The 11,856-nt window shown below is 61.2% G+C and carries 11 protein-coding genes; all 11 read left to right on the top strand.

The window, feature by feature from the left end; translation table 11 throughout:
* Nucleotides 1-5 precede the first annotated feature (5 nt).
* The 11 genes from nuoG (at nucleotide 6) to KW830_RS07495 (ending at nucleotide 11,784) form a co-directional block, all read left to right on the top strand.
* Entirely contained in the window at nucleotides 6-2,120 is a 2,115-nt protein-coding gene (gene nuoG / locus KW830_RS07545) for an NADH-quinone oxidoreductase subunit NuoG (protein WP_218332722.1), read from the top strand.
* Complete coding sequence (gene nuoH / locus KW830_RS07540) at nucleotides 2,117-3,193, top strand: NADH-quinone oxidoreductase subunit NuoH (RefSeq protein WP_218332721.1); 1,077 nt, start codon at nucleotides 2,117-2,119, stop codon at nucleotides 3,191-3,193. Before nuoG ends, nuoH begins: the two co-directional genes overlap by 4 nt.
* A 15-nt stretch (nucleotides 3,194-3,208) precedes the next feature.
* Complete coding sequence (gene nuoI / locus KW830_RS07535; protein ID WP_066539308.1) at nucleotides 3,209-3,718, top strand: NADH-quinone oxidoreductase subunit NuoI; 510 nt, start codon at nucleotides 3,209-3,211, stop codon at nucleotides 3,716-3,718.
* 33 nt (nucleotides 3,719-3,751) lie between these two features.
* On the top strand, nucleotides 3,752-4,417 hold the full coding sequence (locus KW830_RS07530; RefSeq protein WP_218332720.1) for an NADH-quinone oxidoreductase subunit J: 666 nt from the start codon (nucleotides 3,752-3,754) through the stop codon (nucleotides 4,415-4,417).
* Nucleotides 4,414-4,722: an NADH-quinone oxidoreductase subunit NuoK gene (gene nuoK / locus KW830_RS07525; RefSeq protein WP_066539304.1), complete on the top strand. Its 309-nt coding sequence runs from the start codon at nucleotides 4,414-4,416 to the stop codon at nucleotides 4,720-4,722. The genes KW830_RS07530 and nuoK overlap by 4 nt, the downstream gene beginning before the upstream one ends.
* A 28-nt stretch (nucleotides 4,723-4,750) precedes the next feature.
* Nucleotides 4,751-6,790 carry an NADH-quinone oxidoreductase subunit L gene (gene nuoL, locus KW830_RS07520; protein WP_255578206.1) on the top strand — a complete coding sequence of 680 codons (2,040 nt, stop codon included), beginning with the start codon at nucleotides 4,751-4,753 and terminating at the stop codon, nucleotides 6,788-6,790.
* A gap of 12 nt (nucleotides 6,791-6,802) precedes the next feature.
* Nucleotides 6,803-8,278 (top strand): NADH-quinone oxidoreductase subunit M, encoded by a 1,476-nt coding sequence (locus tag KW830_RS07515; protein WP_066539301.1) that lies wholly within the window; start codon nucleotides 6,803-6,805, stop codon nucleotides 8,276-8,278.
* A gap of 24 nt (nucleotides 8,279-8,302) precedes the next feature.
* On the top strand, nucleotides 8,303-9,796 hold the full coding sequence (nuoN, locus tag KW830_RS07510) for an NADH-quinone oxidoreductase subunit NuoN (protein WP_066539300.1): 1,494 nt from the start codon (nucleotides 8,303-8,305) through the stop codon (nucleotides 9,794-9,796).
* 17 nt (nucleotides 9,797-9,813) lie between these two features.
* Nucleotides 9,814-10,131 (top strand): DUF2818 family protein, encoded by a 318-nt coding sequence (locus KW830_RS07505; RefSeq protein WP_066539299.1) that lies wholly within the window; start codon nucleotides 9,814-9,816, stop codon nucleotides 10,129-10,131.
* Between the two features lie 29 nt (nucleotides 10,132-10,160).
* Entirely contained in the window at nucleotides 10,161-10,640 is a 480-nt protein-coding gene (locus tag KW830_RS07500) for a DUF1178 family protein (protein WP_218332719.1), read from the top strand.
* A gap of 373 nt (nucleotides 10,641-11,013) precedes the next feature.
* Nucleotides 11,014-11,784 (top strand): ABC transporter ATP-binding protein, encoded by a 771-nt coding sequence (locus tag KW830_RS07495; RefSeq protein WP_066539296.1) that lies wholly within the window; start codon nucleotides 11,014-11,016, stop codon nucleotides 11,782-11,784.
* Nucleotides 11,785-11,856: the final 72 nt, after the last annotated feature.

Genomic DNA, 11,856 nt, shown 5'->3' with positions numbered 1-11,856 from the left:
AGCATATGGTTGAAATTGAACTGGACGGTAAGAAGGTGGAGGTGGCTGAAGGCTGCATGGTGATGCATGCAGCCGAGAAGGCCGGTACCTACATTCCACATTTCTGCTACCACAAGAAGTTGTCCATTGCGGCAAACTGCCGCATGTGCCTGGTGGACGTGGAGAAAGCGCCCAAGCCCATGCCCGCCTGCGCCACCCCGGTGACGCAAGGCATGATCGTGCGCACCAAGAGCGAAAAGGCCATCAAGGCCCAGCAGTCGGTGATGGAGTTCCTGCTCATCAATCACCCGCTGGATTGCCCGATCTGTGACCAAGGCGGTGAATGCCAGCTGCAGGATCTGGCCGTGGGCTATGGCAGCAGCAGCTCGCGCTACGAAGAAGAAAAGCGCGTGGTGTTCCACAAGGATGTGGGTCCGCTGATTTCCATGGAGGAAATGAGCCGCTGCATCCACTGCACCCGCTGCGTGCGCTTTGGCCAAGAGATCTCCGGCATCATGGAGCTGGGCATGATCCACCGCGGCGAGCACTCGGAAATCACCACCGTGGTGGGCGATACCGTGGACTCGGAGCTGTCGGGCAACATGATCGACATCTGCCCCGTGGGCGCGCTGACCAGCAAGCCTTTCCGCTACAGCGCCCGTACCTGGGAACTGTCGCGCCGCAAGTCGGTGTCGCCACACGACTCCACCGGTGCCAACCTGATCGTTCAGGTGAAGAACCACAAGGTGATGCGCGTGGTTCCGTTCGAGAACGAAGCCGTCAACGAATGCTGGATTGCCGACCGGGACCGTTTCTCCTATGAAGCGCTCAACGGTGCAGACCGCCTGACCCGCCCCATGCTGAAGCAGGGCGGCGAGTGGAAGGAAGTCGACTGGCAGACCGCGCTGGAATACGTGGCCAATGGCCTGCGTACCATCAAGAACGACCACGGCGCCAACAGCGTGGCCGCTCTGGCCAGCCCGCACAGCACGCTGGAAGAGCTGTACCTGGCTGCCGCGCTGGTGCGCGGTGTGGGCAGCGACAGCATCGACTGGCGTCTGCGCCATGCCGAATTTGCCGCTGCACAAGGCGTGCGCTGGCTGGGCATGCCCATTGCCGCCATGAACGAGCTGCAGGCCGTGCTGGTCGTGGGTTCCAACCTGCGCAAGGACCATCCGCTGTTTGCGCAGCGCATCCGCCAGGCCGCCAAGAAGGGCTGCCAGGTGTTTGCCATCAATGGCAAGGTGTACGACTGGGCGCTGCCCGTGTCCGCCTCGGTGGTGGCTGCGGCCGACTGGGCGCAGGCGCTGGCCGATGTGGCTGCTGCCGTGGCCCAGGCCAAGGGCGTGGCATCTCCCGTGCAAGGCTCTGACAACGCAGAAGCGGCCGCCATTGCCGGCGCACTGCTGTCGGGCGAGCGCAAGGCCATCCTGCTGGGCAATGCGGCTGCGCACCATGCACAGGCCGAAAGCCTGCTGGCTCTGGCGCAGTGGATTGGCGAGCAGACCGGTGCCCACGTGGGCTACCTGACCGAAGCGGCCAATACCGTGGGCGCGCAATGGGTCAAGGCCCAGCCTCAAGCTCAGGGCCTGAATGCGGCACAGATCACGGCCGGCCAGGCCAAGGCCGTGATTCTGCTGAACAACGAGCCCGTGTTCGACACGGCTGCCGGTGCCAAGGCCGTCGAAGGCCTGTCCAAGGCAGAGATGGTGGTGACCTTGAGCCCTTTCAAGACCAATCTGGATGTCAGCGATGTGCTGCTGCCGATTGCACCGTTCACCGAAACCTCGGGCAGCTTCGTCAATGCCGAAGGCCGTGTGCAGAGTTTCCACGCCGTGGTCAAGCCACTGGGCGAAACCCGTCCGGGCTGGAAGGTGCTGCGCGTGCTGGGCAATCTGCTGGGCGTGCAAGGCATGGCGTTCGAATCCTCGCAGGACGTGCTGGCGGCAGCCGCCGGCGGCGTGAGCCAGCTGGGTGCCGAGCTGAACAACCGCACAGCCGCTGCTGCGGCCGTGGTGCAGGGTGCTGTGGCCGAACCGGTGGTGGCCAGTATTTACCAACTGGACAGCATTGTCCGCCGTGCGACGTCGCTGCAACTGACAGCCGATGCGCGCCAGGCACGTGAGGGAGGTGCCGCATGATTGACGCACTCAAGAATGCAGGCGCTGGCCTGATCGCCGCTTCCTGGTGGACCGATGTGGCCTGGCCGGTGATCTGGGTTCTGCTGGGCATCATCGCCATCGTGGCACCGCTGATGATTGCCGTGGCCTACCTGACGCTGTGGGAGCGCAAGTTCCTGGGCTGGATCCAGGTGCGTCCCGGTCCCAACCGCGTGGGTCCCTGGGGCCTGCTGCAGCCGATGGCCGACGGCCTGAAGCTGCTGACCAAGGAACTGATCTTCCCCTCGGCTGCCGCCAAGGGTCTGTTCTATGTCGGCCCGGTGATGGCGATCATGCCGGCCCTGGCCGCCTGGGTGGCGATTCCTTTTGCCCCCGAAGTGGCGCTGGCCAATGTGAACGCAGGTCTGCTGCTGATCATGGCCATCACCTCGATCGAAGTGTATGGCGTGATCATTGCGGGCTGGGCTTCCAACTCCAAGTACGCCTTCCTGGGCGCGCTGCGTGCTTCGGCACAGATGGTGAGCTATGAAATCGCCATGGGCTTCTGCTTCCTGGTGGTCATCATGGTCAGCGGCAGCATGAACCTGACGCAGATCGTGCTGGGCCAAGGCCAGGGCCACTTTGCGAGCATGGGCATGAGCATCCTGTCGTGGAACTGGCTGCCGCTGCTGCCCATCTTCATCGTCTACCTGATCTCGGTCGTGGCCGAAACCAACCGCCACCCCTTCGACGTGGTGGAAGGCGAGTCGGAAATCGTGGCCGGCCACATGGTCGAGTACTCGGGCATGGGCTTCGCCATCTTCTTCCTGGCTGAATACGCCAGCATGTGGCTGGTGTCCATCCTGGCCGTGATCATGTTCCTGGGCGGATGGCTGCCTCCGTTCGACTTCCTGGGCTTCATCCCCGGCTGGATCTGGCTGGCGATCAAGACGTTCCTGGTGGTGTCGTGCTTCATCTGGATCCGTGCAACGTTCCCGCGCTTCCGTTATGACCAGATCATGCGTCTGGGCTGGAAGATCTTTATCCCTGTCACCCTGGTGTGGCTGGTGCTTGTGGGTGCTTGGCTGCACTCGCCGTGGAACATCTGGAATTAAGGCGGGATACGAACAATGTCTGCTGTTGCTGCAACCCCATTCTCCTTGAAGGACTTTCTCAAGAGCTTCATGCTCTGGGAACTGGCCAAGGGCATGGTTCTGACGGGCCGCTACGCATTTTCGCGCCGCGTGACCATTCAGTTCCCCGAGGAAAAGACGCCGCTGTCGCCGCGCTTCCGTGGCCTGCACGCCCTGCGCCGCTATGAAAATGGCGAAGAGCGCTGCATTGCCTGCAAGCTGTGCGAAGCCGTGTGCCCGGCCATGGCCATCACCATCGAATCGGATGTGCGTGACGATGGTTCGCGTCGCACCACGCGTTACGACATCGATCTGACCAAGTGCATCTTCTGCGGTTTCTGCGAAGAGAGCTGCCCGGTCGACTCGATCGTCGAAACGCAGATCTTTGAATACCACGGCGAAAAGCGTGGCGACCTGTACTTCACCAAGGACATGTTGCTGGCCGTGGGTGACCGCTATGAAGCCGACATCGCCGCTGCCAAGGCAGCAGATGCCAAGTACCGCTGAAGCGGCTCCTGATCAACCAAGAAGATTCGATCCATGGACGCCAAGACTGGTTTTTTCTATCTCTTCTCGGCAGTGCTGCTGTTTGCAGCCTTCCGAGTGGTTACGGCGCGCAACCCCGTGCACGCCGTGCTCAATCTGATTCTGGCTTTCTCGCAGGCTTCCGCCATCTGGCTGCTGCTGAAGGCTGAATTCCTGGCTATCGCGCTGGTGCTGGTGTACCTGGGCGCGGTGCTGGTGCTGTTCCTGTTTGTGGTGATGATGCTGGACATCCGCATCGACGACGTACGACGTGGCTTCTGGCGGCATTTCCCGCTGGCAGCCGTGATCGGCGCGGTCATCACGTTCGAAATGGCACTGGTGGTGATGGGCGGCTTCAGCGGCATGGATGAACCCAAGCCCGTGGCCGATCTGGTGAATGCTGCCGGTCAGGTCATTCCCTATTCCAACACCCAGGCGCTGGGCAAGCTGCTGTACACCGAGTACCTGTACCCGATTGAAATTGCGGCAGTCATCCTGCTGGTGGCCATGATCACGGCCATTGCATTGACGCTGCGCAAGCGCAAAGACAACAAGGCAATCAGCGTTTCCGACCAGGTGCGAGTGCGTGCCCAGGACCGTCTGTCCATCGTCAAGATGCCCAGCACCCAGGCGCCTGTGGCTCCTGTGGAGGAAACCGTTGTGGAGGAGAAGAAGGCATGACGCTCACACTGGGACATTTCCTGACCTTGGGCGCGATGCTGTTCGCGCTGTCGGTTGTCGGGATCTTTCTGAACCGCAAGAACCTGATCGTGCTGCTGATGGCCATCGAGCTGATGCTGCTGTCGGTGAACATGAACTTCGTGGCCTTCTCCCACTACCTGGGTGACATGCACGGCCAGGTGTTCGTGTTCTTCATCCTGACTGTGGCTGCAGCCGAATCGGCCATCGGCCTCGCCATCCTGGTGCTGCTGTTCCGCAACAAGTCCAGCATCAATGCGGAAGATCTCAACACCCTGAAGGGTTGAGTCGCCGGTCTTAGCAAGGTCCAGAAGAATGAGTCAAACCCTCTCTGCATCCATGCTCCTGGCGGTGCCTTTGGCACCGCTGGCGGGCTCCGCATTGGCCGGTATCTTTGGTACAGCCTTTGGCGGCAACAAATTCGGACGCGGTGCCAGCCGTTCGCTCACCATCTTGGGTGTGCTGGTGGCATTCGTGATTTCCGCGATGACGTTCCAGTCGGTCGTTTTCGACGGCGCCACCTTCAACCAGACCATTTACGAATGGATGACGGTGGGCAGCCTGAAGATGGAGATCGGCTTCCTGATCGACAGCCTGACGGCCATGATGATGTGCGTGGTGACCTTTGTGTCGCTGATGGTGCACATCTACACCATCGGCTACATGGAGGAAGACGACGGCTACAACCGTTTCTTCTCCTACATCTCGCTGTTCACCTTCTCCATGTTGATGCTCGTGATGAGCAACAACCTGCTGCAGCTGTTCTTCGGCTGGGAAGCCGTGGGTCTGGTGTCGTATCTGCTGATCGGTTTCTACTTCAAGAAGGAATCGGCCATCTTCGCGAACATGAAGGCCTTCCTGGTCAACCGCGTCGGTGACTTCGGCTTCATCCTGGGTATCGGCCTGATCGCAGCCTACACCGGCACGTTCAACTACTCGGAAATCTTCGCCAAGCTGCCCGAGATCCAGAACACGCTGCTGCCTGGCACAGCCTGGCTGCTGGTGACCGTGACGGCCATCTGCCTGTTCATCGGTGCGATGGGCAAGTCGGCCCAGTTCCCGCTGCATGCCTGGCTGCCGGATTCGATGGAAGGTCCTACCCCCATCTCCGCGCTGATCCACGCGGCCACCATGGTGACCGCCGGTATCTTCATGGTCTCGCGCATGTCGCCGCTGTATGAGCTGTCGGACACCGCGCTGAACTTCATCCTGGTGATCGGCTCCATCACGGCCCTGTTCATGGGTATCCTGGGCATCATCCAGAACGACATCAAGCGCGTGATTGCGTACTCCACGCTGTCGCAGCTGGGTTACATGACCATCGCCCTGGGCGTGTCGGCCTACTCGGTGGCCACATTCCACCTGATGACGCACGCGTTCTTCAAGGCGCTGCTGTTCCTGGGTGCCGGCTCCGTCATCATGGGCATGCACCACAACCAGGACATCCGCTGGATGGGTGGCGTGCGCAAGTACATGCCCATCACCTGGATCACCTTCCTGCTGGGCAACCTGGCGCTGATCGGTACACCGTTCTTCTCGGGTTTCTACTCCAAGGACGCCATCATCGAAGCGGTACACGCTTCGCACCTGCCCGCGGCTGGCTTCGCCACCTTTGCGGTGCTGGCCGGCGTGTTCATCACGGCTTTCTATTCGTTCCGTCTGTACTTCATCGTGTTTCACGGCAAGGAGCGCTACGACCAGAATCCCGATGCACACCATGACGACCACCATGCCCACGATGACCACCACGGCCATGGCCACGATGCCAAGCCGCACGAGTCGCCCTGGGTGGTGACCGGTCCTCTGGTCCTGCTGGCCATCCCGTCGGTGGTGATCGGTGCCATGGCACTGATGCCCATGCTGTTTGGTGACTTCTTCAAGGGCGTGATCTACGTCGACGGCACCAAGCACCACGCCATGGCCGAACTGGCCGCGGACATCCACGGCTGGCTGCCTATGGCACTGCACGGCTTCCAGACCGCGCCGTTCTGGCTGGCTTTGGCCGGTGTGGTGGTGTCCTATGTGTTCTATATGGTCATGCCTGCCATCCCCACGGCCATCAAGTCGTTCTCGCAAAAGATCGGCCTGTACCAGGTGCTGGAAGGCAAGTACGGTGTGGACTGGGTCTACGAAAACATCTTTGCACGCGGCTCGCGTTGCCTGGGTACCGGTCTGTGGAAGGTGGGTGACCAAACCTTGATCGACGGTGTTGTCGTCAACGGTTCCTGGAAGCTGGTGGGCAAGATCGCTTCGGTGGTCCGCTGGTTCCAGTCGGGCTATATCTACCACTATGCATTGGTCATGATCCTGGGCATCTTCCTGCTCATGACTTATTTCGTGTGGCTCAACAAGTAAGGAAGTAGAAAAATGGGATTGTTGAGTCTTGCCATTTGGACACCGATTCTTTTTGGTGTCGTGCTGCTGGCACTGGGACGTGAAAGCCAGGTCCGCGCCGTGCGCTGGCTGGCCCTGATCGGGGCCATTGCCGGCCTGCTGGTGACCTTGCCGCTGCTGTCCGGCTTTGACACGACGACTGCCAACATGCAGTTCGTGGAAAAGTCGCTGTGGATTGAACGTTTCAATATCCACTACCACCTGGGCCTGGACGGCCTGTCGTTCTGGTTCGTGCCGCTGACGGCCTTCATCACGGTGATCGTGGTGATCGCTTCCTGGGAGAACATCACCGAGCGCGTGAACCAGTACATGGGCGCGTTCCTGATCCTGTCGGGTCTGATGGTCGGTGTGTTCTGCGCACTGGACGGCCTGCTGTTCTACGTGTTCTTCGAAGCCACGCTGATTCCGATGTACCTGATCATCGGTATCTGGGGTGGTCCGAACAAGATCTACGCCGCGTTCAAGTTCTTCCTGTACACCCTGATGGGCTCGCTGCTCACCCTGGTGGCGCTGATCTACCTGTACAACAAGTCGGGTGGCAGCTTTGACATCCAGACCTGGCACCAGCTGCCGCTGGGCAGCACGGCCCAGACGCTGATCTTCTTTGCCTTCTTCGCTGCGTTTGCCGTGAAGGTGCCGATGTGGCCGGTGCACACCTGGCTGCCCGACGTGCACGTGGAAGCGCCTACCGGCGGTTCCGCCGTGCTGGCGGCCATCATGCTGAAGCTGGGTGCCTATGGCTTCCTGCGCTTCTCGCTGCCCATCGCTCCGGATGCCGCCCGTGAATGGGCCTGGCTGATGATCACCCTGTCGCTGGTGGCCGTGATCTATGTGGGTATGGTGGCGCTGGTCCAGAAGGACATGAAGAAGCTGGTGGCGTACTCGTCCGTGGCCCACATGGGTTTCGTGACCCTGGGCTTCTTCATCTTCAACGACCTGGGCGTGGCCGGCGGTATCGTGCAGATGATTGCCCACGGCTTTGTGTCGGGCGCCATGTTCCTGTGCATCGGCGTGCTGTACGACCGCGTGCACTCCCGTGAAATCGCCGCGTACGGCGGTGTGGTCAACACCATGCCCAAGTTCGCTGCGTTTGCCCTGCTGTTTGCCATGGCCAACTGCGGCCTGCCTGCCACGGCCGGTTTCGTGGGTGAGTGGATGGTGATCCTGGCTGCCGTGAAGTTCAACTTCTGGGTGGGCATGGGCGCTGCCACGGCACTGATGTTTGGCGCGGCCTACACCCTGTGGATGTACAAACGCGTCTACCTGGGCCCTGTGGCCAACGACCATGTGAAGGAGCTGCAGGACATCAACTGCCGCGAATTCCTGGTGCTGGGTGTGCTGGCCGTTGCCGTGCTGTACATGGGTATCTATCCCAAGCCCTTCACGGACGTGATGGATGTGTCCGTGGCGCAGCTGCTGCAGCACGTGGCACAGAGCAAGCTCCCCTGACAGGACAGAACTGAGAGATTCGAGATGATTGACAACATCAGCTGGCTTTCGATCTACCCCGAGATCGTGCTCCTTGTCATGGGATGCGTGATCGCACTGGTAGATCTGGGCGTCAAAAGCCCACGCCGCACAGCGACCTATGTGCTGACCTTGCTGACGCTGGCCGTGGTCGCCGTCATGCAGGCCATGTATGCCTCCAGCGGCAATACCTTCTACGGCTGGGGCAACATGGTGGTCTCCGACGCCATGGGCAACTGGCTCAAGTGCTTCGCCACTGTCGCCATGATGGTGACCCTGGTCTACGGCCGTCCCTACGCGGGCGACCGCGGCATGCTGCAAGGCGGCGAGTTCTTCACGCTGTCCATGTTCGCGCTGCTGGGCATGTTCATCATGATTTCCGGCAACAACTTCCTGCTGATTTACCTCGGCCTGGAATGTCTGACGCTCTCCAGCTACGCGCTGGTGGCGCTGCGCCGCGACCATGCCACTTCCACCGAAGCGGCCATGAAGTACTTCGTGCTGGGTGCCATGGCTTCCGGTTTCCTGCTGTACGGCATGTCCATGCTCTACGGTGCCACCGGTTCGCTGGACATCGGTGAAGTCTTCAAGGCCATCAACTCCGGCCAGATCAAGCACCAGGTGCTGGTCTTCGGTCTGGTGTTCATCGTGGCTGGCCTGGCCTTCAAGCTGGGTGCCGTGCCTTTCCACATGTGGGTGCCTGACGTGTACCAGGGCGCTCCCACCGCCATCACCGCCATGATCGGCGGCGCGCCCAAGCTGGCCGCTTTCGCCATGGTGATGCGTCTGCTGGTGGACGGCCTGCTGCCGCTGGCTATCGACTGGCAGCAGATGCTGGCCGTGCTGGCGATTGCGTCGCTGCTGGTGGGTAACCTGGCTGCCATCATGCAGACCAACCTCAAGCGCATGCTGGCCTACTCGACCATTGCGCAAATGGGTTTTGTGCTGCTGGGCCTGCTATCCGGCGTGGTCAACGGCAACGTGAACCCTGCCAACGTGGAAAGCGCCTACAGCTCGGCCATGTTCTATGTGGTGACCTATGTGCTGACCACCCTGGCTGCGTTCGGCGTGATCCTGCTGCTGTCGCGTGAAGGCTTCGAAAGCGAAGAAATCTCCGACCTGGCTGGCCTGAACCAGCGCAGCCCGCTGTATGCCGGCGTGATGGCCGCCTGCCTGTTCTCCATGGCCGGTATCCCTCCGCTGGTGGGCTTCTACGCCAAGCTGGCCGTGCTGCAGGCCCTGGTGGCTTCCGGTCAGGCGCTGTACATCGGTCTGGCCGTGTTCGCGGTGGTGATGTCGCTGATCGGCGCCTTCTACTACCTGCGCGTCGTCAAGGTCATGTACTTCGACAAGCCGCTGACCGCGACCAGCGTGTCCGCTCCGTTCGACGTGCGTGCCGTGCTGACCGTCAATGGTGCCCTGGTGCTGCTGCTGGGCATCTTCCCCAGCGCGCTGATGTCCCTGTGCGCCGATGCGATAGTGCGCGCCCTGGCGTCATGAGGCTTTAAAATCGAAGCGTGACCCAAACTGCTTCTATCTGGCTCGTGATATTGGCTGCCCTTGTGGCAGCCAATTTGCCTTTTCTGAATGAACGCTGGCTGCTGGCCGGCCCCGTGGCCCGTGGCCATGCCAAGCCCTTCTGGGGGCGACTGCTGGAACTGTTCCTGCTGTACCTGCTGGTCGGTGGCCTGGCACTGGCGCTGGAAAAGCGCGCAGGCCAGATCTACCCGCAGGGCTGGGAGTTCTATGCCGTGACCGGCGCGCTGTTCCTGACGCTGGCATTTCCAGGCTTTGTCTACCGCTATCTGGGACAACGCCGCCGCACCCAGGCCTGAGCCGGCCTGCGTGTGCTGAGGAGGGCGACATGAAGGTCTTGGATCTGCGCTGCGAGCAAGGGCATCTGTTCGAAGGCTGGTTCGGCTCGGAAGACGATTTCCAAAGCCAGCTGGCCCGGGATCTGATTGCCTGCCCCGTCTGCAGCAGCGTACGCATCCACAAAGGCCTCAGCGCCCCGCGCCTGAACCTGGGCGCAGCCACCGCCCCCAGTACGCCAGGCGCACCGGCAGCGCCGGCTGCTGGGGCGTCATCCACACCTCTTGTTCCGGAAGACCGTCTGCGGGCCGTGCAGGCGGCCTGGCTGCAGATGAGCCGCCGCATCGTGCAGCAGACCGAGGATGTCGGTGCCCAATTCGCCGACGAGGCGCGGCGCATCCACCGGGGCGAGGTGGAGGAGCGCGGCATCCGTGGCCAGGCCACACCCCGCGAGGCGCTGGAACTGCTGGAAGAGGGCATCGGCGTGCTGCCGCTGGCCGTGCCGGATACGTCCAAAGAGACCTTGCAATAAGGCCTGCAGTCCGCATTGCGGGTTCCACTGTGCAAAACGCTCCCTGGGTGGAGCATTTTTTTATGCCCGCAGCGCGCAGGAAAGCTGCGCCGGGCTGTGCTAACTGACAAAAAGCTGCCGAACTTGTGGCTGGGCGACAGAGCCGGTTGTCCCATCGGTGCTTGAATATTCTTCTAACACCTTGTATTTGCAGTGAATTTTGGATTCGTTGGCTGTCTAGGGTTTGTGCTTAGGTTGTAAGTCTTACGCATTAGCCCCAGTGCGGTGACAGAGGGGCCTACGTAGGATGCGCTGCAACATAAGAACATGGATGGTGCGGCCTGGAGACAAGCCACAAGCAGCACTATCCCAACCTTGAAGTGGGACTGCAGCGATGAGCGATGTCATTCTCGAAACCCGGAACCTGACCAAGGAGTTCAAGGGTTTCACTGCCGTGAGCAACGTCAATCTGGACGTTCAGCGCGGCAGCATTCATGCCCTGATCGGGCCCAACGGGGCAGGCAAAACCACGTGTTTCAACCTGCTGACCAAGTTTCTGGTGCCCACCTCGGGCACCATCAAGTTCAACGGCGTGGACATCACCGGCGAGGCGCCGGCGCAGATTGCACGCCGTGGCGTGATCCGCTCGTTCCAGATTTCGGCGGTGTTCCCGCACCTGACGCTGATGGAGAACGTGCGCATCGGCCTGCAGCGCCAGCTGGGCACGGAATTCCATTTCTGGCGCAGCGAGAAGTCGCTGGACAAGCTCAACACCCGCGCCATGGAACTGCTCACCGAAGTGGGCCTGGAAGACCTGGCCGATGAAGTGACGGTGAACCTGCCTTACGGCCGCAAGCGCGCGCTGGAAATCGCCACCACCCTGGCCATGGAGCCCGAGCTGATGCTGCTGGATGAGCCCACCCAGGGCATGGGCCACGAAGACGTGGACCGCGTCACCCAGCTGATCAAGAAGGTCTCGGCCGGCCGCACCATCCTGATGGTGGAGCACAACATGAAGGTGATCTCCTCCATCGCCGACCGCATCACCGTGCTACAGCGCGGTGCGGTGCTGGCCGAAGGTCCGTATGAAGAGGTCTCGAAGAATCCGCAGGTGATGGAAGCCTATATGGGCACCACCGACGGCCAACTGCAGGGCGCGCACTGATGGCTGCCATGCTGCGCCGCTTTGCGCCTTCCCCCCAAGGGGACGGCCGTTGTGCGGCAGAAGGTGCCTTGC

This window comes from Comamonas sp. CMM03, assembly GCF_019218715.1.
Taxonomy (GTDB): domain Bacteria; phylum Pseudomonadota; class Gammaproteobacteria; order Burkholderiales; family Burkholderiaceae_C; genus Comamonas; species Comamonas terrigena.
The sequence above is the reverse complement of the archived record's forward strand: the minus strand, read 5'-3'. Positions and strand labels throughout refer to the sequence as shown.

What these genes read in the sequence shown, in the direction of transcription:
- nuoG (WP_218332722.1), top strand. Translation starts at nt 6, where the DNA reads ATGGTTGAAATTGAACTGGACGGTAAGAAGGTGGAGGTGGCTGAAGGC.
- nuoH (WP_218332721.1), top strand. Translation starts at nt 2,117, where the DNA reads ATGATTGACGCACTCAAGAATGCAGGCGCTGGCCTGATCGCCGCTTCC.
- nuoI (WP_066539308.1), top strand. Translation starts at nt 3,209, where the DNA reads ATGTCTGCTGTTGCTGCAACCCCATTCTCCTTGAAGGACTTTCTCAAG.
- KW830_RS07530 (WP_218332720.1), top strand. Translation starts at nt 3,752, where the DNA reads ATGGACGCCAAGACTGGTTTTTTCTATCTCTTCTCGGCAGTGCTGCTG.
- nuoK (WP_066539304.1), top strand. Translation starts at nt 4,414, where the DNA reads ATGACGCTCACACTGGGACATTTCCTGACCTTGGGCGCGATGCTGTTC.
- nuoL (WP_255578206.1), top strand. Translation starts at nt 4,751, where the DNA reads ATGAGTCAAACCCTCTCTGCATCCATGCTCCTGGCGGTGCCTTTGGCA.
- KW830_RS07515 (WP_066539301.1), top strand. Translation starts at nt 6,803, where the DNA reads ATGGGATTGTTGAGTCTTGCCATTTGGACACCGATTCTTTTTGGTGTC.
- nuoN (WP_066539300.1), top strand. Translation starts at nt 8,303, where the DNA reads ATGATTGACAACATCAGCTGGCTTTCGATCTACCCCGAGATCGTGCTC.
- KW830_RS07500 (WP_218332719.1), top strand. Translation starts at nt 10,161, where the DNA reads ATGAAGGTCTTGGATCTGCGCTGCGAGCAAGGGCATCTGTTCGAAGGC.
- KW830_RS07495 (WP_066539296.1), top strand. Translation starts at nt 11,014, where the DNA reads ATGAGCGATGTCATTCTCGAAACCCGGAACCTGACCAAGGAGTTCAAG.